At 73.5% G+C, this 23,660-nt stretch carries 29 protein-coding genes and 1 tRNA gene; 15 read left to right on the top strand and 15 right to left on the bottom strand.

Going from position 1 to position 23,660, the window contains the following annotated elements:
• Window positions 1-7: 7 nt before the first annotated feature.
• A complete protein-coding gene (gene selD, locus AC3ANM_RS17255; protein ID WP_488285647.1) occupies window positions 8-1,000 on the bottom strand; it encodes a selenide, water dikinase SelD in 993 nt (330 codons plus the stop codon).
• Window positions 1,001-1,114: 114 nt separating this feature from the next.
• A complete protein-coding gene (locus tag AC3ANM_RS17250) occupies window positions 1,115-1,333 on the bottom strand; it encodes a hypothetical protein (protein WP_488285646.1) in 219 nt (72 codons plus the stop codon).
• A 146-nt stretch (window positions 1,334-1,479) separates the two neighbouring features.
• On the opposite strand from AC3ANM_RS17250, the gene AC3ANM_RS17245 reads away from it, so the two are divergent.
• The 3 genes from AC3ANM_RS17245 (at window position 1,480) to selB (ending at window position 4,685) form a co-directional block, all read left to right on the top strand.
• Window positions 1,480-1,575 (top strand) — tRNA-Sec (locus AC3ANM_RS17245).
• 48 nt (window positions 1,576-1,623) lie between these two features.
• Window positions 1,624-2,919 (top strand): L-seryl-tRNA(Sec) selenium transferase, encoded by a 1,296-nt coding sequence (gene selA / locus AC3ANM_RS17240; protein WP_488285645.1) that lies wholly within the window; start codon window positions 1,624-1,626, stop codon window positions 2,917-2,919.
• On the top strand, window positions 2,907-4,685 hold the full coding sequence (gene selB / locus AC3ANM_RS17235) for a selenocysteine-specific translation elongation factor (protein WP_488285644.1): 1,779 nt from the start codon (window positions 2,907-2,909) through the stop codon (window positions 4,683-4,685). The genes selA and selB overlap by 13 nt, the downstream gene beginning before the upstream one ends.
• A 69-nt stretch (window positions 4,686-4,754) precedes the next feature.
• Here the strand turns inward: selB and AC3ANM_RS17230 are convergent, their stop codons facing one another.
• Window positions 4,755-4,928: a CsbD family protein gene (locus AC3ANM_RS17230; RefSeq protein ID WP_488285643.1), complete on the bottom strand. Its 174-nt coding sequence runs from the start codon at window positions 4,926-4,928 to the stop codon at window positions 4,755-4,757.
• Between the two features lie 175 nt (window positions 4,929-5,103).
• Here AC3ANM_RS17230 and AC3ANM_RS17225 point away from each other — a divergent pair, with 175 nt between their 5' ends.
• From AC3ANM_RS17225 to AC3ANM_RS17195, 7 genes are all read left to right on the top strand, one after another.
• Window positions 5,104-5,472, top strand: a complete 369-nt coding sequence (locus tag AC3ANM_RS17225) for a hypothetical protein (RefSeq protein WP_488285642.1) — start codon at window positions 5,104-5,106, stop codon at window positions 5,470-5,472.
• 56 nt (window positions 5,473-5,528) lie between these two features.
• The gene (locus AC3ANM_RS17220) at window positions 5,529-6,074 is read left to right on the top strand and encodes a PRC-barrel domain-containing protein (protein ID WP_488285641.1); all 546 of its coding nucleotides are present in this window, start codon (window positions 5,529-5,531) and stop codon (window positions 6,072-6,074) included.
• Window positions 6,075-6,166: 92 nt separating this feature from the next.
• Entirely contained in the window at window positions 6,167-6,967 is an 801-nt protein-coding gene (locus AC3ANM_RS17215; protein ID WP_488285640.1) for a sigma-70 family RNA polymerase sigma factor, read from the top strand.
• A 109-nt stretch (window positions 6,968-7,076) separates the two neighbouring features.
• Window positions 7,077-7,748 (top strand): phosphotransferase, encoded by a 672-nt coding sequence (locus tag AC3ANM_RS17210; protein ID WP_488285639.1) that lies wholly within the window; start codon window positions 7,077-7,079, stop codon window positions 7,746-7,748.
• Between the two features lie 90 nt (window positions 7,749-7,838).
• A complete protein-coding gene (arfB, locus tag AC3ANM_RS17205; RefSeq protein WP_488285638.1) occupies window positions 7,839-8,309 on the top strand; it encodes an alternative ribosome rescue aminoacyl-tRNA hydrolase ArfB in 471 nt (156 codons plus the stop codon).
• Between the two features lie 66 nt (window positions 8,310-8,375).
• Window positions 8,376-8,846 carry an alternative ribosome rescue aminoacyl-tRNA hydrolase ArfB gene (arfB, locus tag AC3ANM_RS17200; protein ID WP_488285637.1) on the top strand — a complete coding sequence of 157 codons (471 nt, stop codon included), beginning with the start codon at window positions 8,376-8,378 and terminating at the stop codon, window positions 8,844-8,846.
• 39 nt (window positions 8,847-8,885) lie between these two features.
• Window positions 8,886-9,503 (top strand): HdeD family acid-resistance protein, encoded by a 618-nt coding sequence (locus AC3ANM_RS17195; RefSeq protein WP_488285636.1) that lies wholly within the window; start codon window positions 8,886-8,888, stop codon window positions 9,501-9,503.
• A 75-nt stretch (window positions 9,504-9,578) separates the two neighbouring features.
• On the opposite strand, the gene AC3ANM_RS17190 is transcribed toward AC3ANM_RS17195, so the two are convergent.
• From AC3ANM_RS17190 to murI, 6 genes are all read right to left on the bottom strand, one after another.
• Window positions 9,579-9,962 carry a nuclear transport factor 2 family protein gene (locus tag AC3ANM_RS17190; protein WP_488285635.1) on the bottom strand — a complete coding sequence of 128 codons (384 nt, stop codon included), beginning with the start codon at window positions 9,960-9,962 and terminating at the stop codon, window positions 9,579-9,581.
• A gap of 72 nt (window positions 9,963-10,034) precedes the next feature.
• Window positions 10,035-11,564: a molybdopterin-dependent oxidoreductase gene (locus AC3ANM_RS17185; protein WP_488285634.1), complete on the bottom strand. Its 1,530-nt coding sequence runs from the start codon at window positions 11,562-11,564 to the stop codon at window positions 10,035-10,037.
• 56 nt (window positions 11,565-11,620) lie between these two features.
• Entirely contained in the window at window positions 11,621-12,286 is a 666-nt protein-coding gene (rdgB, locus tag AC3ANM_RS17180) for an RdgB/HAM1 family non-canonical purine NTP pyrophosphatase (RefSeq protein ID WP_488285633.1), read from the bottom strand.
• Entirely contained in the window at window positions 12,283-13,017 is a 735-nt protein-coding gene (gene rph / locus AC3ANM_RS17175; RefSeq protein ID WP_488285632.1) for a ribonuclease PH, read from the bottom strand. The genes rdgB and rph overlap by 4 nt, the downstream gene beginning before the upstream one ends.
• 24 nt (window positions 13,018-13,041) lie before the next feature.
• Window positions 13,042-13,809, bottom strand: coding sequence for an MBL fold metallo-hydrolase (locus AC3ANM_RS17170; protein WP_488285631.1), 768 nt, complete (start codon window positions 13,807-13,809; stop codon window positions 13,042-13,044).
• Window positions 13,806-14,612: a glutamate racemase gene (gene murI / locus AC3ANM_RS17165; protein WP_488285630.1), complete on the bottom strand. Its 807-nt coding sequence runs from the start codon at window positions 14,610-14,612 to the stop codon at window positions 13,806-13,808. The genes AC3ANM_RS17170 and murI overlap by 4 nt, the downstream gene beginning before the upstream one ends.
• A 215-nt stretch (window positions 14,613-14,827) precedes the next feature.
• Here murI and AC3ANM_RS17160 point away from each other — a divergent pair, with 215 nt between their 5' ends.
• Window positions 14,828-15,787: a type IV toxin-antitoxin system AbiEi family antitoxin domain-containing protein gene (locus tag AC3ANM_RS17160; protein ID WP_488285629.1), complete on the top strand. Its 960-nt coding sequence runs from the start codon at window positions 14,828-14,830 to the stop codon at window positions 15,785-15,787.
• Window positions 15,788-15,831: 44 nt separating this feature from the next.
• Here the strand turns inward: AC3ANM_RS17160 and AC3ANM_RS17155 are convergent, their stop codons facing one another.
• Window positions 15,832-16,674 (bottom strand): class I SAM-dependent methyltransferase, encoded by an 843-nt coding sequence (locus tag AC3ANM_RS17155; RefSeq protein WP_488285628.1) that lies wholly within the window; start codon window positions 16,672-16,674, stop codon window positions 15,832-15,834.
• 206 nt (window positions 16,675-16,880) lie between these two features.
• On the opposite strand from AC3ANM_RS17155, the gene AC3ANM_RS17150 reads away from it, so the two are divergent.
• Entirely contained in the window at window positions 16,881-17,570 is a 690-nt protein-coding gene (locus AC3ANM_RS17150; RefSeq protein WP_488285627.1) for a winged helix-turn-helix transcriptional regulator, read from the top strand.
• A gap of 42 nt (window positions 17,571-17,612) precedes the next feature.
• Here the strand turns inward: AC3ANM_RS17150 and AC3ANM_RS17145 are convergent, their stop codons facing one another.
• Together AC3ANM_RS17145 and clpS are read right to left on the bottom strand one after the other, a co-directional pair.
• Entirely contained in the window at window positions 17,613-18,197 is a 585-nt protein-coding gene (locus AC3ANM_RS17145; RefSeq protein WP_488285626.1) for a DUF2017 family protein, read from the bottom strand.
• On the bottom strand, window positions 18,198-18,488 hold the full coding sequence (clpS, locus tag AC3ANM_RS17140; protein WP_488285625.1) for an ATP-dependent Clp protease adapter ClpS: 291 nt from the start codon (window positions 18,486-18,488) through the stop codon (window positions 18,198-18,200).
• A gap of 24 nt (window positions 18,489-18,512) precedes the next feature.
• Between clpS and AC3ANM_RS17135 the strand changes: the two genes are divergently transcribed.
• Complete coding sequence (locus AC3ANM_RS17135) at window positions 18,513-19,802, top strand: nicotinate phosphoribosyltransferase (protein ID WP_488285624.1); 1,290 nt, start codon at window positions 18,513-18,515, stop codon at window positions 19,800-19,802.
• Between the two features lie 4 nt (window positions 19,803-19,806).
• Here AC3ANM_RS17135 and AC3ANM_RS17130 read toward each other — a convergent pair whose 3' ends face one another.
• Together AC3ANM_RS17130 and AC3ANM_RS17125 are read right to left on the bottom strand one after the other, a co-directional pair.
• Entirely contained in the window at window positions 19,807-20,787 is a 981-nt protein-coding gene (locus tag AC3ANM_RS17130) for a hypothetical protein (RefSeq protein WP_488285623.1), read from the bottom strand.
• Complete coding sequence (locus tag AC3ANM_RS17125) at window positions 20,787-21,365, bottom strand: RNA polymerase sigma factor (RefSeq protein WP_488285622.1); 579 nt, start codon at window positions 21,363-21,365, stop codon at window positions 20,787-20,789. Before AC3ANM_RS17125 ends, AC3ANM_RS17130 begins: the two co-directional genes overlap by 1 nt.
• Window positions 21,366-21,433: 68 nt before the next feature.
• Between AC3ANM_RS17125 and AC3ANM_RS17120 the strand changes: the two genes are divergently transcribed.
• Window positions 21,434-22,057 (top strand): isochorismatase family protein, encoded by a 624-nt coding sequence (locus AC3ANM_RS17120; protein ID WP_488285621.1) that lies wholly within the window; start codon window positions 21,434-21,436, stop codon window positions 22,055-22,057.
• Window positions 22,054-22,401, top strand: coding sequence for a YrdB family protein (locus tag AC3ANM_RS17115; RefSeq protein WP_488285620.1), 348 nt, complete (start codon window positions 22,054-22,056; stop codon window positions 22,399-22,401). The genes AC3ANM_RS17120 and AC3ANM_RS17115 overlap by 4 nt, the downstream gene beginning before the upstream one ends.
• 23 nt (window positions 22,402-22,424) lie before the next feature.
• Here AC3ANM_RS17115 and AC3ANM_RS17110 read toward each other — a convergent pair whose 3' ends face one another.
• Window positions 22,425-23,654 (bottom strand): acetyl-CoA hydrolase/transferase family protein, encoded by a 1,230-nt coding sequence (locus AC3ANM_RS17110; RefSeq protein ID WP_488285619.1) that lies wholly within the window; start codon window positions 23,652-23,654, stop codon window positions 22,425-22,427.
• Window positions 23,655-23,660: the final 6 nt, after the last annotated feature.

Genomic DNA, 23,660 nt, shown 5'->3' with positions numbered 1-23,660 from the left:
CGCCGGGTCAGCGGACGGTCAGGACGTGTGCGCCGGCCGGCACGACCTCGCCGATGACCGGGGCGCCGGGGACCTCTCCGACCACCAGCAGGCCGCCGCTGGTCTGGGCGTCGGCCAACAGCAGCAGCTCGTCCCCGGACACGCACGAGGACAGGTGTGGCCGCACCCAGTCCAGGTTGCGGCGGGTACCCCCGCTGACGAACCCGTCGCGCAGCGCCTCGCGCGCACCCTCCAGGTAGGGCACCGCCGCCGCGTCGACCACCGCGCTGACCCCCGAGGCCCGGGCCATCTTGAACAGGTGCCCGAGCAGCCCGAACCCGGTGACGTCCGTGGCCGCCCGCACCCCCGCGGCGAGGGCGGCCCGGGAGGCCGCCGCGTTGAGGGTGGTCATCGAGGCCACCGCGTGGGGGAACACCTCCCCGGTGGCCTTGTGCCGGTTGTTCAGCACGCCGACCCCGAGCGGCTTGGTGAGGCTCAGCGGCATACCGGCTCGTGCGGCGTCGTTGCGCAGCAGGCGCTGCGGGTCGGCGACCCCGGTGACCGCCATGCCGTACTTGGGCTCCGGGTCGTCGATGCTGTGGCCGCCGGCGACGTGGCACCCCGCCTCGCGGCCGACGTCGGCACCGCCACGAAGCACCTCGGCGAGCACCTCGACCGGGAGCACGTCACGCGGCCAGCCGACGAGGTTTACCGCGACGACCGGCCGCCCACCCATGGCGTAGACGTCCGAGAGCGCGTTGGCGGCGGCGATCCGGCCGAAGTCGTAGGGGTCGTCCACGACCGGGGTGAAGAAGTCGGCGGTCACCACGACCGCGAGACCGTCCTCCACGCGCACCACGGCCGCGTCGTCGCCGGCGTCCAGGCCGACGACCAGGTCCGGGCTTGCCGGCCCGACCAGGCCCTGCACGATCGACTCCAGCTCGCCCGGCGGGATCTTGCAGGCGCAGCCGCCGCCATGGGCGTACTGCGTCAGGCGGGCTGTCGAGGTCACGCCGGTCATGGCACCGAGCCAACCACGCGGAGCGCGGCCTTGCGAGGCGTCCGGGGGTGAAGGGCCCGCCCCGCCCGGGAGGCTGCGACGTGGTGCTCGCGGCCGCCCGGGACAGGGCAGCCGTCAGCCGCCCTGGGCCGTCGGGTCCGGCTCATCGGCCTCGTCAGCTCCCGACTCGCCCTGCCCGGGCCACGGTGGCGCGTCGGTCGAGGCCTCCTCCAGCGCCGTCTGCAGCTCGGCGTCGTCAGCGATCTCCGCGCGTGCCTCCTCGACGGCGTGCAGCCGGTCGGTCCCGTCCGGCTGATCGTCCTGGCCGTGGGTCGGTGTGCTCTCGTCGCTCATCTGCTGCCTCCCGTTGTCGGGTCGTGGACGTCACGCTCGTACCCGCCGCGGGCCGACCCCACACCTGTTTCCGATCCGGTGGCCGCGCGCGGGGCGACCTGATTGACTGGCCGCCTCGTCCGCCGGCCGACCGGTCGGCGCGCGAGGGAGGCGTGCAGGTGCCTGGTGGCCCTCCCGGTCTTCAAAACCGGTGTGACCCGGCATCCGGGTCAGGCGGGTTCGATTCCCGTCCGCCTCCGCCACGCCAGATCGCCCTGCCTCTCCGGCGCCTCGCTCGTAGGATCGGGGGCGTGAGGTCGACCGATCCCCGTCGTCGGGTGCCGCGCACCGACGTCCTGCTGGCCGACCCGCGCCTGGTCGCGGCCACCGACACCCTGGGCAGGTCGACGGTCCTGGCTGCGGTCCGGTCCGCCCAGGACCGGGTGCGCAGCGGCGAGCTGGGGCCCGAGGACGTCGCGGACGCCGCCGTCGCCGCCCTGCCGGCACGCCCCACGAGCCTGCGCCCGGTCCTCAACGCGACCGGGGTCGTCCTGCACACCAACCTCGGCCGGGCCAGCCTCTCCCCCGGTGCTCTGGACGCCGTCACCGCTGCCGCCGGCTACGTGGACGTGGAGTATGACGTCGCGACCGGGCGGCGCGCCCGTCGCGGACGCGGGACACTCGCCGCGCTGCGCGCCGCCGTCCCGGCAGCGGAGGACGCGCTGGTCGTCAACAACGGCGCGGCCGCCCTCGTCCTCGCCACCACCGCCCTGGCCGCGGGACGCGAGGTCGTCGTCAGCCGCGGCGAAATGGTCGAGATCGGCGACGGCTTCCGGCTGCCGGACCTCATCGCCTCCACCGGCGCGCGGCTGCGGGAGGTCGGCACCACCAACCGAACTGCGCTGCGCGACTACGCCGAGGCCGTCGGGCCGGGCACCGGCTGCGTCCTCAAGGTCCACCCCAGCAACTTCCGGGTCGAGGGGTTCACCTCCTCCGTCGGCGTCGCCGAGCTGGGCGAGCTCGGCGTGCCGGTGGTCGTCGACATCGGGTCCGGCCTGCTCTCACCGGACCCGCTGCTGCCGGACGAGCCGGACGCGGGCTCGGTCCTCGCCGCCGGGGCGAGCCTGGTCACCGCCAGCGGCGACAAGCTGCTCGGCGGGCCGCAGGCCGGGCTGGTGCTGGGGCGCGCCGACCTCGTGGAGCGGCTCCGCAGGCACCCCCTGGCCCGGGCACTGCGGGTGGACAAGCTCACCCTGGCCGCACTGGAGGCCACGGTGCGCGGCCCGCTGACCCCCACAGCGCGATACCTGCATGCGGACCCGGCCGACCTCCGGCGGCGAGCCGAGGCGCTGCGCGACGTGGTCGGCGGCGAGGTCGTGCCGTCCGACGGCGCCGTCGGCGGCGGCGGGGCCCCCGGCGTGACGCTGCCCGGGTGGGCGGTCGCGCTGCCGGCCGCACTCGCCGAGCCCCTCCGCCAGGGTGACCCCGCCGTGGTGTGCCGCATCGACCGCGACCGCTGCCTGGTCGACCTGCGCTGCATCCCCGAGAGCGCAGACGTGGTGCTGTGCAAGGCGATCGAGGCGGTTCAGCACTCGTGCACGTCGTAGCCACCGCCGGGCACGTCGACCACGGCAAGTCCACCCTGGTGCGGGCGTTGACCGGCATGGAGCCGGACCGGTGGGCCGAGGAACGCCGGCGCGGGATGACGATCGACCTCGGCTATGCCTGGGCGCCGCTGCCCGGCGGGTCGATGCTCGCATTCGTCGACGTCCCGGGCCACGAGCGCTTCATCGGCAACATGCTGGCCGGCCTCGGCCCCGCTCCGGCGGTGATGTTCGTCGTCGCCGCCGACGAGGGCTGGCGACGGCAGTCCACCGAGCACTGTGCTGCGGTGGACGCCCTCGGTCTGCGGCACGGCCTGCTCGTGGTGACCCGCAGCGACCTCGCCGACCCGCGGCCGGCCACCACCGAGGCGCTCGACCAGCTACGCCGGACCAGCCTGGGCGAGGTCGAGGCGGTCGCGGTGTCCGGCGTCACCGGACAGGGCGTGCCTGCTCTGCGGGAAGCCTTGCAGCGTCTCGTCGCACGACTGCCCGACCCGGACCCGGACGGCCGCGTGCGCCTGTGGGTCGACCGCAGCTTCACCGTGCGTGGGAGCGGGACCGTCGTCACCGGCACGCTTGCCGCCGGGACCCTCGCGGTGGGCGACGAGCTCGAGCTCAGCGGCCGGCGGGTGCGCGTCCGGGGCCTGCAGAGCCTCGGTGAGCCCCACGAGCGCGTCCGGGCGACAGCGCGGGTGGCGGTCAACCTGCGGGCCGTGGACCGGGAGGCCGTCCGCCGGGGGGACGCCCTGCTCACGCCCGGCGCCTGGGCGACCACTGCCGTGGTGGACGTGCGCCTGTCCGGCGCCGACCCCGCGTCCTTGCCGGAGCACCTGGTCCTCCATCTGGGCACCGCGGCCACGCCGGCCCACCTCAGGGCCCTCGGCCCCGACCTGGCGCGGCTGACCCTGACCCGGCCCCTCCCCGTGGTTGCCGGCGACCGGGCGATCCTGCGCGACCCAGGCCGGCACGCCGTCGCCGCCGGCGTGGACGTCCTGGACACCACCCCTCCTCCCCTGCGACGCCGGGGCGCCGCACGGGAACGCGCCCTGGCGCTGAGCGTGTCGGTGGCGCGACCGGACCTGGGAGTGGAGGTCCGGCGCCACGGGGCCCTGCGGGAGGAGGACCTGGTGAGCCGCGGTCTGGCGGCGACGACCCGGCATACCCCGCTGCCGGCGGGACTGCACCGGGAGGCGGGATGGATCGTCGCCGACGAGGCGTGGCAGGGCTGGTGCCTCCGGCTGGGGGCGGCCGTGGACCAGTGGGCCCTGGCCCACCCGCTCGACCCCGCGATGCCCCTGGAGGCCGCCCGGCAGGAGCTGGACCTGCCCGACGGCTCCCTGGTGCGGGCGCTGGCGGACGCCGCCGACGGCCTCGAGCAGCAGCAAGGCCGCATCAGCCGCCCCGGGGTCGTGCCCTCCCTGGGGGCAGCCGAACCCGGTCTGAGGGCGCTGGAGCAGCGGCTGCGCGAGCACCCGTTCGCCGCGCCGGAGCGCCCCGAGCTGCAAGCCCTGGGACTGGGCGCCCGACAGCTGGCCGCGGCCGAGCGCGCCGGCAGGCTCCTGCGTCTGCCGGACGACGTGGTGCTGCTCCCCGACGCCCCGGCGCGGGCGATGCGCGCCCTTGCCGCCCTGCCGCAGCCGTTCACCCTCAGCCAGGCGCGGGTGGCGCTGGGCACGACCCGACGGGTCGCGGTGCCGCTCCTGGAACGGTGCGACGCCCGGGGCTGGACCGTCCGGCTCGACGCCTCCCTGCGACGGGTCGTGCCCTGAGGATCGGCCCGAGGGACGACGTCGGCGGGCCGGACCCCACGGTCCGACCCGCCGACCGGTCACCCCTGGTCAGTCCTTGAAGACGTCCTTGACCTTCTCGCCGGCCTGCTTGGCCTGGGCCTTGGTTCGCTGGCCCTGACCCTTCGCTTCCAGGCTCTCGTTGCCGGTGGCCCGGCCGACCTTCTCCTTGGCCTTGCCGCTCATCTCCTCAGCGGCGTTGCGGGCCTTGTCCGCGCTCCCCATGGCCTTCTCCTCTCGGTCATCTCTCTCGGTGGACACCAGGTCAGCCCGGTGCCGGTCAGTGGGCGACCTGTCCGTATCCGATCCGTACCCGCATCCCACGCCGCCAAACACCTCGGGTGAACTCGCCCTCCAGCGGGTACACGGTCCGACACCAAACCGACGAGGAGGGTGGACCATGGCAGTCACGACGTTCCAGGACCTGCCGCTCGCCGACCGCGACCGCGAGTGGGATGGGGCTGCGGCGGAGAAGCGTGTGCGCGCGTGGGCCGGTGCCGACGAGGAGCCCAACGCCCGCTACCGCGACGCACACGTCTGGTACGACGCGGAGGCGAAGGGGAACTTCACGGCGTACAAGCTGCTCATCGCCGATGTGGTCGGCGGTCGGCTGGTGGCGGTCCCGCGTGGGGTGATGGCCGCAGCGGCCGTGATGCAGGGCTCCCGCGGCGGGGTGGACCTGCCCGAGCGCGACGCCCCCCGTGTCAAGGGGCACCTCGGGCGCTACTACTCGAAGATGGGTGAGGAGCCGCCCTGGGAACGGGACTGACGTCGCTGCCTTGCCGGCGGCCCGCACGAGGCGATCCGCGCAGAGAGGAGACCACCATGCAGGAGCACGAGCTGAGCGCACTGGTCGGCATGACCGCCCGGGCGCTGGACGGCGAGAAGATCGGCACGGTCGAGGAGGCCCTCGTCGAGGAGCACAGCCAGGAGACGGCGTGGGTGCGCATCCGGGGCGGCCTGCTGGGCCGACGCCACGCGCTGGCCCCGGTGGCCGAGGCGCGGGTCGAGGCCGGCGACCTGGTCCTCGCCCATGACAAGGACACCGTCGTCCACGCGCCGTACCTGCCCGAATGGCCGCCGTCCTTCGACGACGCGCAGAGCCTGTACCAGCACTACGCGACGGCCTGGATGTCCGGCCAACGAGGCACCGAGGGTGCCAGCCACGTGGCCGGCGCCGCCTACAACCGGCCCGACCCGGCGGACGGGATCGCCGACCCCGCCTCCCTGGCGGCGCGCACCGGCGCCCGCGGGGGCAGCGACGCGCTGGGGGAACCCACCGTCGCCGACGGCCCGAGGAGGTATGACGAGCTGATCGAGCCGCGTGACCAGGCGGACGGCAGTGGCAGCAGGGGCGAACGCGACGAATGAGCCGCCGCTGCGGCCCACCGGTGGGGCACCTCTGGGTAGGGTGAGGACGAGGTCCAGCAACGGCCCCGCCCCTGCTCCCCCCGGGACACGCGATGACGGCGTTGCTGACCACCTCCTCCCCCAGTCCTTCCCACGGCACCGCCGAGCGCCGGGCGCAGCGGACCCGCTGGTTGCTCGAGCGGATGACGCACGAGAGCGACCCCCACGCCCGGCGTCGGCTGTGCGACGAGGTGGTCCGGTGCAACCTCGACGTCGCCTGCGGCATCGCGGCGCACTACAGCGGCCGCGGGCTCGAGCTCGAGGACCTGCAACAGGTGGCAGCACTGGGGCTGGTCAAGGCCGTCCAGCGGTTCCGCAGCGACGTCGGCGGGACCTTTCTGGCCTTCGCGCGCCCCACGATCCGGGGCGAGGTCCGGCGGCACTTCCGGGACACCGCCTGGGTGGTGCGTCCGCCGCGGCGCCTGCAGGAGCTGCATGCCGACGTCCGCGCCGCCAGCAGCCGTCTCGAGCAGGAGCTCGGCGCTTCCCCCAGCTCGGCGCAGCTCGCCCGGGACGTCGGGGCCGGCACGGACGCCGTCGCCGAGGCGCGGGAGCTGCACGGCTGCTACTCCCCCACGTCGCTGGACGCCAGGAGGGGCGAGCACCGAACGGCGCCGGCTGACGACCTGGCCGACCCCGGCGGCGATCCCGGCGAGGCAGTGGTCCAACGGCTGGCCCTGACCACCGCGCTGCGCACGCTCGACGACTCCGACCGACGGCTGCTGCAGCTGCGGTACGAGGACGAGCTGACCCAGGAGGAGATCGGTCAGCGGCTGGGGGTCAGCCAGATGCAGGTCTCCCGGCGGCTGCGTCGCGTGCTGGACCGGCTGCGCCGGCAGCTCGACGCCGCATGAGCGAAGGCCCGCCACGGTCGCCGTGTGCCTAGGTCCCACCCCAGTGGGCCCACGTCACGACCGGTGCGCCGACGACCGGTATCGCGCCCGGCGCACCTAGGGTGGGCCCGTGACGCTGCTCGCCTCCGGCCGGGACTCCGACGTCTACGACCACGCCGAGGGTCTGGTGCTGCGCCGCTACCGGGACGGCCGCTCGGCCCAGAGCGAGGCCGCCACGATCCGGGGCCTCGCCGCGCTCGGGTACCCCGTGCCCACGGTCCATGGCGGCACCGGTCCCGACATCATCATGGAGCGGGTCGACGGACCGACCCTGGCCGAGGCGATGCTTCGGGGACTGACGTCCGAGAAGGTCGGGAGCACGCTCGCAGGCCTGCACGACCGGCTGCACGGGCTGCCGTGGCCGGCGGCGGCAGCGGGCGAGTCGCTGCTGCACCTCGACCTGCACCCGCTCAACGTGATCATGCGCGACGACACGCCGGTGGTCATCGACTGGGCCAACGCCAGGCCCGGCCCCGCCGGCCTCGACGTGGCGGTGACCGCGTTGATCCTGGCGCAGGTCGTGGTCACCGACGGGATGCTGGCCTCGGTCGGGATCGACGACGAGACCGCCCGCACCGCACTGGCCGACGTCCTGCGGTCCTTCGCCGGGCACGTGTCCGAGCTCTATGTCGACCACCTCGCGGCGGCGGAGGCCTTCCGGCGTCAGGACCCGAACCTGTCGGCCGCGGAGCTGGAGGCCCTGCCGCGGGCTCGCGAGCTGGCGGCGCGGGCCGGCGCCTGAGCCCGGTGAGCGGCAGGTTGTCAGGGTCCTGACCCCTACAACCCTCCACGGTGTCGACGTCGGACCCGCGCGTGCAGGCAGAATGCCGGCGTGAGGACGCACCGCGGGGACCCCGGCGAGGACCTGACCCTCGGGCCTGCCCCCGGCGTGCGCCGCGAGCTGGTCATCCCGGCCGCCGAGCTGCGCGAACGCTTCAGCCGCGCCTCCGGCCCCGGCGGCCAGGGCGTCAACACGACCGACTCCCGGGTCGAGCTGCGCTTCGACGTCGCGGCCTCCACGGCCTTCACCGACGACCAGCGTCAGCGGCTGCTGGACCACCTGGCGCCGCGGCTGGTCGGCACCGAGCTGGCCGTCACCGCCTCGGAGCACCGCGCCCAACGGCAGAACCGGGCCGCCGCCAGGGCGCGGCTGGCGGCATACCTGCTGGAGGGGCTGGCCCCTCCCCCGGCAGCCCGGCGCGCGACCCGGCCCACCCGCGGCTCGCAGCGACGGCGGCTGGAGGGCAAGCGACAGCGCAGCGCCACCAAGGCGATGCGCGGTCGCGTCGGCGAGCACGACTGAGCGCCGGTGACGAGTAGGGCGTGAAGTCCCTGTCGGCGCGGTGCTGCGCGGGCGAACAGTGGAGGTGTGACGTTCTCAGGTGACCCCGGGCAGGACCTCCGCATCAACCCGGCACCCGGTGTGCCGAACGGCCTGCTGATCCACGAGGAGGAGCTGCACGAACACTTCTCGCGGTCGACCGGCCCCGGCGGGCAGGGCGTGGACACGACCTCCGCCAAGGTGGAGCTGCACTTCGATGTGACCACCTCCCGGTCGCTGGGGGCGGACCGACGTCGGCAGGTCGCCGAGTACCTCAGCCCGCGGCTGCACCACGGTGCGCTGGTGATCCAGGCCCACGAGCACCGGTCGCAGTGGGAGAACCGCCTGGCCGCGCGGGAGCGCCTCGTGCACCTGTTGCTCGAGGCGCTGGAGCCGGCGCCACCGGAGCGGTGGCCGGGTGGGCCGAGCCACGAGTCCGACGACGCCCGGATCGCGAGCAAGAAGGAGCACGCGCGCACCAAGGCCCTTCGGGCGACGGTGCTTCCGGACGAGGAGTAAGAGGCGTCGGGCGGCTCGCGCCCGCGGGAAGGAGGAGTCATGTCCAATCAGGGCAACATGATGGACACCGCGCAGGCGCGGCTGGAGTCCGTCAGCCGCGGGTCGGCGGTTCTGGTCGGGTTGTTCGGCGCGGCCACGGTCGTCGTCGGCATCCTGGCGATGATCTGGCCCGGCAAGACCGTCGTGGTGCTGGCGCTGCTGTTCGGCATCCAGCTCGTGATCGGCGGGATCTTCCGCTTCTTCGAGGGCCTGGCCCACACCGAGGAGAGCGGCGGCACCCGCACCATGCTGGTGCTGCTCGGCGTCCTCTCGGTGATCGTCGGTGTGTGGGCGATCCGCCACCTCGGCCTGACCGTGCTGACGCTCGGCCTGGTGCTCGGGATCTACTGGATCACCCACGGCATGATCGAGTTCTTCGTCGCGATCACTGACCATGGCGGGGAGTACCGCGGGACCCGCGCCTCCCTGGGTGTGCTCAGCGCGATCGCCGGCATCGCCGTGCTCAGCTGGCCCGGCCTGTCCCTGACCGCCCTCGCCTGGGTGATGGGACTGTGGCTGATCGTGCTCGGGGTCGGTGAGCTGGCCCTCGCGTTCCGGCTGCGCCGCCACGCGGCGGCGGTCGGTCCGACCGCACCGATCCAGCCCCGACCCGCCTGAGGCTTACGCGGCCGCCGCGCCTCCGCATGCGTCGGAGGCGCGGCGGACGTATGCGCGGGAACCTCGGCCCGCGGGTCAGGTCAGGTCCCAGGCCTCGACGTCGGTCTGGCGGTGGATGAGCCCGTTGTCGGCGACGCTGAGGTGGATGTGCTCGAGCACCCGGCTGCCGTCGGGGCGGCTCCGCACCAGGCGGAACCACACGTTGGCGCCGCTGACCACGGCGTCCTCGACGGACAGGCCGAAGTCCTGCGCGCACATCGAGCGCAGCATCGCGTGGATCGCGATGTTGCCCGCCATGCGGTGCGGGTTCGACGGCGGCTGGTCGTGGCGGAACTCCAGCCACTCGGCGTCCTCGTCGAAGTAGTCCGACCAGCGGTCCGGGTCCTTGGACCTGACGGCCGCGGCGAACCCGTCCATGTCGAACACGCGGGGCGGGACGATCGTCTGCTGGTGGGTCATGGCCGCATGGTCGCGCCGGCCCCGGAGCCTGTCATCGGCCTCGCGGCGTAGGCCGATCAGTGCGCCTGGCCGTCAGGCGACGGTGACGGTGATGCTGTGCCAGCCGGTCGCGCCGTCGGGCTCTGGTGGCGCCTCGCGCTGGGTCTGCACCGCTCCGCTGGCGTCGGTCGCGCGCACCGTGATGGTGTGGTTGCCGCGCGGTGCATCCCATTCCAGCACCCACTGCCGCCAGGAGTCGGTCGTCGGCTCGGCCGCCAGACGCGCCTTCTGCCAGGGCCCGTTGTCGATGCGCACCTCGACGGCGTCGATCCCGCGATGCTGGGCCCACGCCACGCCGGCCACGGCGACGCGCCCGGCCTTCACCTGACCACCCGAGCGGGGGACGTCGATGCGCGACTCGGTCTTGACCGGCCCCATCGGCGACCACCCGCGCGGGGTCCAGTAGCCCTGGTCGTCGGCGAACCTCGTCACCTTGAGGTCGACGACCCACTTGGTGGCCGACACGTAGCCGTACAGCCCGGGCACCACCATCCGCACCGGGAACCCGTGCTCGACCGGCAGCGGCTCGCCGTTCATCGCCACGGCGAGCAGCGCGTTGCGGTCATCGGTCAGCGCCCCCAGCGGCGTGCCCGCCGTGAACCCGTCGATGCTCGTCGACAGCACCATGTCGGCCCCCGCCTTGGGTCGGGCCATCGCGAGCAGCTCCCGGAGCGGCCACCCGGTCCAGAGCGCGTTGCCCGCCAGGTTGCCACCGACCTCGTTGGACACGCACGTCAGCGTGACCAGGGCCTGCTTCATCGGCTTGGCGAGCAGCTGGGCCCAGGTGATCGTCACCTCCTGCTCCACGAGCCCGTGCACGCGCAGCTTCCACCCCGCCGTGTCCATCTGCGGCACCACGAGCGCGGTGTCGATCCGGTAGAAGTCGCCGTTGGGCACGACGTAGGGCGTGATCCCCGGCAGCTTCAGGTCCGCGGCGACCGGGACGTTCACCGGGTCGGCCACCTGCGGCACGCTCACCCGGGCCCTGGACGCGGCGGCGCTGCTGCCGGTGCCGCCGAGCCCCTCACCGAGTGCTGCGGCGGTCGCCGCGGCCGCAGCCAGACCGGCCCCGCCGACGAGCAGCCGTCGCCGCCCGAAGCCGTCGGCATCGCCCTCCTGGGCGCGAGCAGCCATGGCCCACAACGTGTTCAGCGCCCACAGCCCCGCCAGGACCCCGACGAACGTCGGCACGACGTCCAGGGGCGCGGCATGCGGACGGGACAGGACCGCGGCCGCGCCGACCGCGCCGAGCACCACGAACCCGACCAACCCCGCGGTATGCCGGGTGGCACCGACCGCGCCCAGCACGGCACACAGCGCGGCCAGGACGAGGGCGATCCCGATGAACAGGGCCAGCTTGTCGTGGGTGCCGAAGTTGCTGACCGCGAAGTTCTTCAGCCACGGCGGGGTCCGGTCGACGAAGGCGCCACCGACGGCGACCACCGGCGACCCGGTGCCCCCGATCAGACCCATCCGGGTCATCAGCCCGGCGACGAGCTCAGCGACGCCCAAGGTCAGAGCACCGGCAATGACCCCCGCCAGGGCAGGTCCGAGTCGCTTCACCCTCACAGCGTGTCATTCGTCGCCGTGGCGGGCGGGGATTGGTCGGTGACCGATCGCTAACGGAGGCGGTCGGCGTCCGCCGGCGCCCCTCCGAGCGCCGCCTCACCCGGTGCCGATCCACCCAGTGCCGAGCGCAGGTGGGTGGCCAGGGCCCGGAACGCCGTGCCCCGGTGCGAGATGGCGTTCTTCTCCTCCGGGCTGAGCTCGGCGGCGGTGCGCCCGTCCTCCACGACGAGGATGGGGTCGTAGCCGAAGCCGTTGGTGCCGCGCGGCGCGCGGGCGAGCCGGCCCGGCATACGACCCTCCTCGACGATCACCTCGCCACCGGGCAGCGCGAGCACCGCGGCACAGACGAACGCGGCACTGCGCTCCTCGTCCGGCACGTCACCGAGCTGGGCCAGCAGCAGCTCGAGGTTGGCCATGTCGTCGCCGTGGCGGCCGGCCCACCGGGCGCTGAACACGCCGGGCGACCCGCCGAGCACGTCGACGGCCAGGCCGGAGTCGTCGGCGATGGCCGGCAGCCCGGTCGCCTTGGCGATGGCGACCGCCTTGAGCGTGGCGTTCTCGGCGAAGGTCACCCCGCTCTCCACGACGTCCGGGATCTCCGGGTACGCGTCCAGGCCGACGACCTCCAGGCCGAGCTCCTCGACGAGGCCGTCGAGGATCTGGCCCAGCTCGCGGACCTTGTGGGCATTGCGCGTGGCAAGGACCAGCCGGGTCACGCCTGCCCCTCCGCCAGCGCCGCCTGCTGCAGCTTGGTCAGCTCGGCGCACCCGGCCTCGGCCAGGTCCAGCAGCTGGTTGAGCATCGTGCGGTCGAACGGCTCGGCCTCGGCCGTGCCCTGCACCTCGACGAACTGGCCGTCGCCGGTCATCACGACGTTCATGTCGGTGTCGGCGCCGGAGTCCTCGATGTAGTCCAGGTCCAGCACGGGCGTGCCGCCGACGACGCCGACGCTGACGGCGGCGACCGAGCCCTTGAGCGGCTTGGCGTTGCGCTTGACTGCACCCTGCGCCCGCGCCCACTCGATCGCGTCGGCCAGCGCCACGTAGGCCCCCGTGATCGCCGCGGTCCGCGTGCCGCCGTCGGCCTGCAGCACGTCGCAGTCGAGGACGATCGTGTTCTCCCCCAACGCCTTGGTGTCGATGACGGCGCGCAGGCTGCGCCCGACCAGGCGGCTGATCTCGTGGGTGCGGCCACCGATCTTGCCCTTGACCGACTCCCGGTCCGAGCGCGTGTTGGTCGCCCGCGGCAGCATGGCGTACTCCCCCGTCACCCAGCCCTCGCCGCTGCCCTTGCGCCAGCGCGGCACGCCCTCGGTGAACGACGCGGCGCACAGCACGCGTGTCCGGCCGAACTCGACGAGGACGCTGCCCTCGGCGTGGTCCAGCCAGTTGCGGGTGATCCGGATGTCGCGGAGCTGGTCGGTGGCGCGCCCGTCGTGTCGAGTCATGCGCCCAAGGCTAGGTGAGAGCCCTCAGAGCTCGTATGCCGTGTCCGGGCTGGCGAGCTCCACCTCACCGGGCCAGACCGCGGCAGCCTGCGCGCGGCATACCTCGGGGTCGTTCCATGCCGGGATGTGGGTGAGCATGAGCCGCTGCACGCCACCGGCGGCGAGGGCGGCGCGCGCGGCCCGGCTGCCGGAGAGGTGGATGCCCTCGATGTCGTCGCGGCCGTCGACGAAGGCGGCGTCGGCGAGGACCAGGTCCGCGCCGGCCATCAGGGGCGTCAGCGCGTCGCAGGAGTCGGTGTCGCCGGTGTAGGCGAGGACGGTCCCGTCGGCCTCGACCCGCAGGCCGTAGGCCTCGATCGGGTGGTTGACCCGGAAGGGGGTGACGGTGAACGGCCCGATCTGCACCGGCCGGCGGTCCTGCAGGTCGCGGTAGTCGAACTCGGCGGCCATGGCGTCGGGCTCGTCCAGGCCGTAGGCCTCGGTCATCCGCGGCCCGGTGCCGGTGGGGCCGTGGACGGGCAGCGGGGTCTTGGCCGCACCCTCGGGGTGGTAGCGCTGGACGACGTAGAGGCCGCACAGGTCGATGCAGTGGTCCGGGTGCAGGTGGGACAGCACCACGGCGTCGATGTCGCGCGGGTCGATGTGCCGTTGCAGCGCACCGAGGGCCCCGTTGCCGAGGTCGAGCACGAGGTTCCAGGTGCGGCCCTGGTACTCGGCCTGGACGAGGTAGCTCGAGGCGGGCGAGGCCGGGCCGGCGAAGGAGCCGGAGCAGCCGACAACGGTGAGCTTCATGTGGACGCCACCTCCGCGGCGTGGGCGGAGACCACCTCCGGGCCGAGGAAGCGTCGAGCGAGCCGCTCGAACTCCAGCGGGTCTCCGGTCGTGAGGAACTCGTGGGTGGGACCGGGCAGGGTGTCGGGGCGCAGCGCGTCGGCGTCGGCGAGCTTGCGGAAGACGTCCTTGGCAGTCTCCTCCGCCGAGGAAACCAGGGTGACGTCCTCGCCCATGACGTAGGAGATGACGCCGGTCAGCAGCGGGTAGTGGGTGCAGCCGAGGATGAGCGTGTCGACACCCTGCGCGGCGACGGGCTCGAGGTAGTCGTGCGCCGCCCGCAGCAGCTCCGGGCCCGAGGTGACCCCCGCCTCGACGAACTCGACGAACTTCGGGCACGGCTGGCTGGTCACGTGGATCTGCGGGGCGGCGGCGAAGGAGTCGACGTAGGCGTGGCTCTGGTGCGTCGCCTGGGTGGAGATGATCCCGACCCGGTTGTTGCGGGTGGCGGCGACCGCGCGGCGCACCGCCGGCCGGATGACCTCGACGACGGGGACGTCGTAACGCTCCCGGGCGTCGTGCAGCATCGCCGCGGACGCCGTGTTGCAGGCGATCACCAGGATCTTCACGCCGCGCTCGACGAGCTGGTCCATGCACTCCAGGGCGTAGGCGCGCACGTCGGCGATGCGCTTGGGGCCGTAGGGCTGGCGCGCCGTGTCGCCGAGGTAGACGACGGACTCATGCGGGAGCTGGTCGAGGACGGCGCGCGCGACGGTCAGGCCGCCGTAGCCGCTGTCGAAGATCCCGATGGGTGCGTCTGTCACCTTTCGAGGTTAAACGCGGGGCCGTGACGACTTGCCGCGTTCTGGCGTCGCCTCCGTCACATCGGCGGCCAGATCGCCTTCACGGTGAAAGATTCACCACACCCGGGTGTGGTCAAGTCTTCCCCTTGTCCACATGGGTGCCTGGGCAAGTCCCGTCGTCCACAGCCGTGGCCGTCGAGCTTCCGTGGGACCGATGATCCCGCGAGCGTGGCGCCATGACGGATCGAGACCTGCTCCTGCGACGGGTGAACGGACTTGCGGCCTCCCAGGTCGGGGCGGTCAGTCGCAGCCAGTGCCTCGACCTCGGGATGAGCCCGCGCCAGATCGAGTGGCTCGTCGGCTCGGGCCGGTGGCGGGCGGTGTTCCGCGGGGTCTACGTCACCCATGTGGGTCCCGTCGAGTGGCTCACCCGCGCCGGCGCGGCCGTGCTCGCGTGTGGCGATGGCGCCGTCCTGTCACACACCAGCGCAGCCCGCGTGCACGGCCTCACCGATCGGGACCCACCTGGCGTCGAGGTGCTTGTGCCGGCTCACCGCCGGGTGGTTGGCCGCTGGGCGGTTGTCGTGCGGACACGCCGTGGCCTTGCCCAGTGCGCCCGATCGGGATGCTGGCCACCCCGCACAACTGTCGAGGAGACCGTGCTGGACCTGAGCCAACGAGGCACCGCCGACGAGGCGATGTCCTGGGTCGCCCGTGCGTGCCAACGTCGGCTGACGAGCACTCGCAGACTCGCCACGGCGTTGGCCGGTCGCAAGCGGCACCGCTGGGGAGTCCTTCTCCGCCAGGTGCTCGCCGATGTCGCTGCCGGCGCCGAGAGCGTCCTCGAGCTGCGCTACATCAGCGGGGTCGAGCGACCTCACGGCCTCCCGACGGCAACACGACAACACCGCTCAGGCAGGGCTGGACGGCAGTGGCGCGACGACAACGCCTACCGGGAGCAGCGGGTGCTGGTCGAGCTGGACGGGCGGCTCGGACACGCCGGGGACGGAGCGTTCCGCGACCGGTCCCGCGACAACGGCGCGCTGGTCGAAGGGTGGGTGACGCTTCGCTTTGGCTGGGCCGACGTCACGCAGCGGCCGTGCCTGGTGGCCGCCGATGTGGCGTCCGTCCTTCGGTCCAGGGGCTGGACGGGGCGCCTCAAGCGATGCGGCTCCCGCTGCACGGTGAAGACTTGACCACACCCGGGTGGGGTCAAGTCTTCACCCAGGCGATCAGGCCGTCAGGCGCGGACCGCCGTCAGCAGGAGGTACTCCCACTCCATGGCCCCGTCGGCACCCTGGTGACGCCTCGCCAGGTCGGCGAGGTCCCGGTCCAGCGCGGCCACCCGGTCGGGGTCGTCGGCGATGAACCGGTACGCCGCGATCGTCGGGCCGTAGCGGGCCTTGAAGTAGTCGCGGAAGTCCTCGGGCGTGGCGAACCGGTCGACCCGCAGGCCACGCCGCTCCGCCACCACCTCGACCACCCGGTCGCCGAACAGCTCGCGGACGTGGCTCTCCTGACCCCACAGCGGCGGAGGCTGGGCGCCGGGCGGAGGCGGCGGGGCATACGGCTTCATCGTGGCGAACATCTGCCCGATGAAACCCTCCGGCGTCCAGCTGACCAGGGCGATCGTCCCGCCGGGCCGGCAGACCCGGACGAGCTCGTCGGCGCTGGCTTGGTGGTGCGGGGCGAACATGACGCCCACGCACGAGACGACGGCGTCGAACTCCCCGCCCGCGAACGGCAGCGCCTCCGCGTCGGCCGTGCGCCACTCGATCTCCACCCCCTGCGCGGCGGCGTGCGCCCGCCCGGTCTCCAGCAGCTCCGGGGTCAGGTCCGAGGCCACCACGCGGGCGCCGGCGAGCGCGGCGGGGATGGCCACGTTGCCCGAGCCGGCAGCGACGTCGAGGACGCGGTCGCCGGGCCTCAACCCGCTGGCCTCGACGAGGAGCGGGCCGAGGTCGGCGATGACCTCGGTGGCCACGGCGGGGTAGTCGCCCATCGCCCACATGGCCCGGTGCTTGGCCTTCAGGGCGCGGTCGGCCTCGGCCGCGCCGGTCGCTGTCGATGACAGTGTCGTCATGGTGGTTCTCCTCCGACGGTGGTCCCCTGCGCGGCGCTGTGCCACACGACCGACGGTAGGAAGGCGCGAAGCCCGCACCTAGTACGAGATCTGTACCGCGCCCCCCTCCTTCCCCAACCAAGCCGCGGTATGCCGGGTAGCGGCCTCGCGCGCGAGCGGACCGTCGGGGGCTGGTCCGGCCGACGGCAGCGACCTAACCTGCACAGATGGGGTCCTCCTACCACCAGTTCTGCCCCGTCGCGAAGGCCATGGAGCTGCTCGACGAACGCTGGACCCTGCTGCTCGTGCGCGAGCTGCTCATGGGCAGCGACCGCTTCAACCAGCTGCGCCGCGGGCTGCCGCGGATGTCGCCGACCCTGCTGTCCCGCCGGCTGCACGAGCTGGAGCGGGCGGGCGTGCTGACCCGTCACGCGGAGGGCGGCGAAGTCCGCTACGTGCTGACCCCTGCCGGTGAGGAGCTGCGCCCGGTCGTGGAGGCGCTGGGCATGTGGGGTGTGCGCTGGGTGCCCGAGATCGGTGACGAGGACCTCGACCCCAAGCTGTTGCTCTGGGACATGCACCGCAACGTCGACCCGGACGCCGTCCCCGCGGGGCGCACCGTGGTGCAGTTCCGCTTCCCCGACGCCGCACGGGGCGCCCGCGACTGGTGGCTGGTGATCACCGCCGCCGAGACGGACGTGTGCGACGTCGACCCCGGCTTCGAGGTGACCGTCCGGGTCACCGCCAGCCTGCGCCGGCTGGTCGACGTCTGGCGCGGCGAGGTCCCCTGGTCGGACGCGGTGCGCTCGGGCGGGCTGGAGGTCGACGGACCCGAGGCGCTGCGCCGGGCCGTGCCGCACTGGTTCACCCTGTCCCCGTTCGCCACCGTGCCGCGGCCGGAGCCGGTCTCCGGCTGAACCGACGCCTCGGCCCGGCCTGGCGCGGGCCCTCGCTCGACGCTAAGACATCAACGCGAGGGTGAGCGACTCCTGCAGCCACGTGAGGAAGTCGTAGTAGGCCGCCAGCATGGTCTCGAGGTCGTGGTCCTCGGCCTGCTCGAGCCGCTCGGCGAGGGCGTCGGCGTCCTCGTCGGTGCGCAGGCCGAGGCGCTCCCCCAGCAGCAGCCGCACGTCGGTCAGTGCCACGACGGCCGCCTGCGCCTGGGCGAGGTCGAGGGACACCTTGTCGCCGTCGGCCGATGCGATCGCCGCGATGGCCACCCCGAGGTTCTGCGCCTTGCGCTCCCGCAGCCCGTGCTCGGTCAGCCGGCGGAACTCCGAGGCGATCGCGTCGTCCTGCCGGTTGCCGCTCGGCAAGAGCCGGGCCAGGGCCGGGTCCTCCGGCTCGGCGACGTGCCCCGCGTCGTCCAGGCGCGGCATGCCGATGGTGGCGACGAGGTCCTCGAAGGCGTCGCCGGTGGGCTCGACCTCCGGCGGCTCGATGAAGTCCAGGGTCTGCTGCAGCAGGCTGACCACGACCTCGCGCTCGACGTCGTCGAGCTTGACGACGTACCGCTCACCCTTGCGCTTGAACGCGGTTGCCACTCACTCGTCCTTCTGGAACGTCGCCCACAGGCCGTATCCCTGCAGTGCCTCGGTGTCGTGCTCCATCTTCTCCCGCGGGCCGGTCGAGACCACAGCCCGGCCCTTCTGGTGCACGTCGAGCATGAGCTTCTCGGCCTTCTCGCGGGAGTAGCCGAAGTAGCTCTGGAAGACGTAGGTGACGTAGGACATGAGGTTCACCGGGTCGTTCCAGACGAGGGTGATCCAGGGTCGGTCGAGGTCCGACTCCTCGGCGAGGTCGGTGAGCTCCTGCTCCGCTGGGGCGATGGACACGGCCCCCACTCTAGGCTGCACGTCGTGACGAGTACCGCCCTGCTCACCGACCACTACGAGCTGACCATGCTGCAGGCTGCCCTGCGCAGCGGCGCGGCCGGACGCCGTTGCGTCTTCGAGGTTTTCGCCCGCCGTCTGCCCGAAGGCCGCCGCTACGGCGTGGTCGCCGGGACGGGCCGGCTCCTGGAGGACCTCAAGGAGTTCCGCTTCGGCGAGGCCGAGATCGAGCGGCTGCGCAGCGCCCACGTGGTCGACGAGGAGACCCTCGACTACCTGGCCGGCTACCGGTTCAACGGCACCATCCACGGCTACGCCGAGGGTGAGTGCTACTTCCCCGGGTCGCCGCTGCTGGTCGTCGAGGGCACCTTCGCCGAGGCGGTGCTCCTGGAGACCCTGGTGCTCTCCGTGCTCAACCACGACAGCGCCGTCGCCGCGGCGGCCTCGCGGATGACCGGAGCCGCCGAGGGCCGGCCCTGCATCGAGATGGGCTCACGGCGCACCCACGAGGACGCCGCGGTGGCCGCCGCCCGCGCCGCCTACGTCACCGGCTTCGCCGCCACCAGCAACCTGGAGGCCGGCCGCGAGTTCGGGGTGCCGACCACGGGCACCAGCGCCCACGCCTTCACCCTGCTGCACGACAGCGAGCGCGAGGCGTTCGAGGCCCAGGTCGCCAGCCTGGGCAAGGGCACGACCCTGCTGGTGGACACCTACGACGTGCCGACCGCGGTGCAGACGGCGGTCGAGGTGGCCGGCCCCGGCCTGGGTGCCGTGCGCCTGGACTCCGGCGACCTGCTCGCCCAGGCCCGCGAGGTGCGCAAGCAGCTCGACGCCCTCGGGGCGATGGACACCAAGATCGTGGTCACCTCCGACCTCGACGAGCACGCGATCGCCGCGCTGGCCGCGGCCCCCGTGGACGCCTACGGCGTGGGCACCTCGCTGGTCACCGGATCCGGCGCCCCGACCGCCGGCCTGGTCTACAAGCTGGTCGCCCGCGAGAACGCCGGCGGCGCGATGGTCGGGGTGGCCAAGAAGAGCAAGGACAAGGCCACGGTCGGTGGCCGCAAGTGGGCCCTGCGCCGCCTGGACGCCCGGGGCCGGGCCGAGGCCGAGGTCATCGGCGTGGGTGCGATGCCGGCTGACGACGGCAACGACCGCCCCCTGCTGGTCGAGCTCGTCCGCGACGGCGAGGCCGTCGCCGACACCGGCCTGGACGCGGCGCGGGCCCGCCACGAGCAGTCGCGCGCCGAGCTTCCTGCCAAGGCGCTGCAGCTGTCCCGCGGCGAGCCCGCGATCCCGACCCTCTACCAGGCCTGAGCCCTCACCGCTTCGCGGTCTCCGGGCCGTAGAGGCGGATGTCGATGTTGCCGGCAGGCACCCAGTCGACCCGGGTGCAAGCCGCCGACGGGTCCACGTTGCGGGTCACGTCGACAGCCTCCTCGGGGACGTCGGGCAGCGCCTTGTGCACGTCCTTGCGGGCGACGGCCTCGGCCTGGTCCAGGCTCAGGCACCCCTGGGAGATGTCCTGGCGCAGCAGCGCGGGCCCCCCGTTGAGGCTGCTGGTGGCCGGGTCGTCGACGGGACTGGTCGGGGCACCGCTGTCGACGAGGAAGATGCTCCGCTTGTCCGAGTCGACGACGGTGTGCGTGCAGTTCCCGGGCTTCGGCGGCGCTTCCGGCCAGGCCTTGACGGCCCAGTCGGTCAGCTTGAGCCGGTCGAGCTCGGCCTGCGCCCGAGCCCGCTGGTCAGCCTCCTGGGCACAGGTCTTGCTGACCGGACGGTCCACCATGTCCGCCATCGCGGCGGTCAGCTCGATGACCCGCTTGTCCTGCACCGGCCCGGCCGGCACGACCGGCATGCCGGCCGGGACCGTGCCGTCGAGCCGCACGATGATGACCTGCCCGTCGTCGTAAGCCCTGAGCCCGTCCGGCACCTTCACCCCCTCGCTGCGCCACATCGCGGTGCAGTCCGCGACCGGGTCGCCGCTCGTCGGGGCGATGTACGCGTCGACCCCCGGGCTGAGGCAACCGATCGACGTGCTCTCGTGCAGCCCCTGGTATGCCGCCCACGCGGCTGCGCCTCCTCCGGCCAAGACCAGCGCGGCCACCCCCGCGCCGACCCCGCGGGTGAGGTGCCGGCGCCGGCGGGTGGGTGGCGTGCTGACGGGTGCTTCGGTGGTGCTGGTCATGGTGATCCCCTCGCGCAGGACGTCGAGCGTCCGCTGGCCGACCTGGCCGGAGACCTCGGCGTCCGTGACGGGGGCAGCCGCCCGCAGCACATGCATCGCCTCGTTGCGCTTCATCACGCCTCCTTCAGGTCGGGGTGGGCGTTCGCCCTCCCAGCAGGAACATGTCCGGTCTGCGAAAACCGTTGCAGGTCAACGTCTTCCGCCTTCAGAGCAATCGCAAGACGGCCCCGCGCCCGGTGCAGCCGCAGCCGGATGACGGCCCGCGTGACGCCGAGCGTCAGCGCCACCTCCTCGCGGGAGAGCCCTTCCCAGGCCACCAAGGTCAGCAGCTCGCGGTCGTCGGCCGACAGCCGGCGCAGCGCCCGCGCGACCGCCTCGGACTCGCCCGGGGCCGGCAGCCCGCCGCCGTCCGCCAGCTCGCCGAGGTCGTCACGCAGCCGGTCGGCCAGGGCCAGCCGGCGCCGCTCGCCGCGGTGGTGGTTGGCCAGCACCCGGCGGGCCACGCCGAACAGCCACAGCCGGGTCTCCTCCCCCGGTGGCACCTCGTCGAGCCGGCGCCAGGCCACGAGGTAGGTCTCGGCAACCACGTCCGCGGCGTCGGCCGGGTCGCCGACCCGCCGCACGGCATACCCCATGAGCGGGGCCTGCGTGCGGGCGAACAGCTCCTCGAAGCGCTCCTCGCGCGAAGCCATCGATCCCCCTGCGTGTCGTGTGGCGGTAACTGACACGTCATGTCCGGCAGTCGGGTTAGCGTTTCAGCATGAGTGCCGATCTGTCGCGCGCGTTGATCCTCGTCGACGTGCAGAACGACTTCTGCGAGGGCGGTTCGCTGCCCGTCACCGGCGGGGCCGACGTCGCCCGCCGGATCAGTGACCACGTCGTCGCCCACGCCGGCGACTACGGTGCGATCGTGGCGACGGCCGACTGGCACGAGGACCCCGGCGCGCACTTCTCCGACGACCCCGACTTCGTCGACAGCTGGCCGGCGCACTGCCGGGTCGGCAGCGACGGCGCCCTGTTCCACCCCCACGCCGAGCCGGCGTTCGAGCACGTCGAGGCGATCTTCCGCAAGGGACAGCACGCTGCGGCCTACAGCGGGTTCGAGGGCACCACGGTCGAGTCGGCCGACCACCGGGCCGGGCTCGGGGACTGGCTGCGGGACCGGGCGATCGAGTCGGTCGACGTCGTCGGCATCGCCACCGACCACTGCGTGCGCGCCACCGCGCTCGACGCGCTCGAGGAGGGCTTCGCCACCCGGGTGCTGCTGGACCTGACGGCCGGCGTCGCGGAGCAGACCACCGCCGCGGCGCTGGAGGAGCTGCGCGACGCGGGCGCCGAGCTGGTCGGCCGGCCCGTCCTCGGATCGGCGGAGGTGGGACGGTGAGCGAGCCATCGATGCCCCGGGTGGGGCTCCTCGCCGGCGCGCGCTTCCTCAGCGAGCTCGTCATGCTCGCCGCCCTGGCCTGGATCGGGTCGGCGATGTTCGACGCCCTCGTCCTGCGGATCGTCGCGGGCTTCGCCCTGCCGTTGGCCGCCATCGCGCTCTGGGGCACCTTCGTCGCCCCGCGGGCGCCCCGCCACCTCGGCGACCCGGCGCGCACGATCGTCGAGGTGCTGATCTTCGGCTTCGCCGTGGTCGGCCTGCTCGTGTTCGGCCAGCCTTGGTTCGCCGCGCTCCTCGCGGTGCTCTACGCGGTGGGCAAGGTCTACGACCGCCGCGTCGGCTGAGCCGGGAGCCCCAACGCCCCGGCTCAGGCCAGACCCAGCGCAGCCGCCTCCTCACGCAGCTCCTCGCGCACGCTCGGGTGGGCCGCGTAGTCGATCAGGTGGGCGGCCTGGGTGCGCTCGTCGACCCCGAGGATCTGCGCGGCACCCTGCTCGGTGATCACCGCCGTGTGCTGGAACGAGGTCACCGGCTCCTCCACCAGCGGCACGATCGTGGACACGTCCGCCTTGCGGTGCCACGAGCGCAGCGCCATCAGCGCCTGGCCACCGACGGAGTGCAGCGCACCGACGACGAAGTCGGTCTGCCCGCCGAAGCCGGAGTGGATCCGCGCCTTGATGCGCGAGGCGTTGGCCTGGCCGAACAGGTCGACCTGCAGCGCCGTGTTGATGCTCGTCATGCCCGGGTTCTGCGCGATCAGGGCCGGCGAGTTGGTGACCTCGGTGCGCATCAGCCGCACCCGGGGGTTGCGGTCCATCCACGCGTAGAGCTCGGGCGAGCCGATCGCGAAGGACGCCACCAGCGGGTGGGCGTCGTCGAGCGCCCCGGCCCGCTCCAGTGCGAGCACGCCGTCGCTGAACATCTCGCTCCACACCCGCAGCCCGCGCCGGCCGACCAGGCCGGGCAGCACCGCGTCGGGCACCTCGCCGATACCCATCTGCAGCGTGGCGCCGTCGCCGATGCGCGCCGCGACCAGCTCGCCGATGCAGCGGGCCGCATCGTCCGGCGGGCTGACCCGGTGCGGCGGGCCCGGCAGCTCGTCGGTCTCGAGCACCCCGTCGAAGAGGTCGAGGTCGAGCTCGCCGTCGCCGAACGTGTAGGGCATCTGCCGGTTGACCTGCGCCAGCACGACGCCGCCGCGCGCCCTGGCCGCCTCGATCGCCGCCGGCAGCACGTTGACCGAGATGCCCAGCGACACCTTGCCGGCGTGCGGCGCCGACGTGTGCACCAGCACGATGTCCGGCCCCAGCGTCTGGCCGTAGAGCAGCGGCACCTGGGAGAGCCGCGCCGGCACGTAGGACAGGCCCGCCCGGTGCCGCATCCCCGGCCCCACGAAGCAGGTCTCGTGCACGACCCCCTCACGGACCGGTATGCCGTGTGGCGCGTTCAGCTGGTGCAGCCGGTAGCGCTCGACCGCGCCGTCGAGCATGGCGAGCAGGCGCCACGGGACGGCCGCGTTGCCGCTGGTGACGACGCGCGGCTCGCCGCCGGCGCGGGCGGCGGCCTGGGTCAGCAGGTCGGGGGTGACGCTTCGCACGGTGCC

This window comes from Oryzihumus sp. JJN4-3R (assembly GCF_057747915.1).
This window is presented reverse-complemented; position numbering and strand designations above follow the sequence as displayed.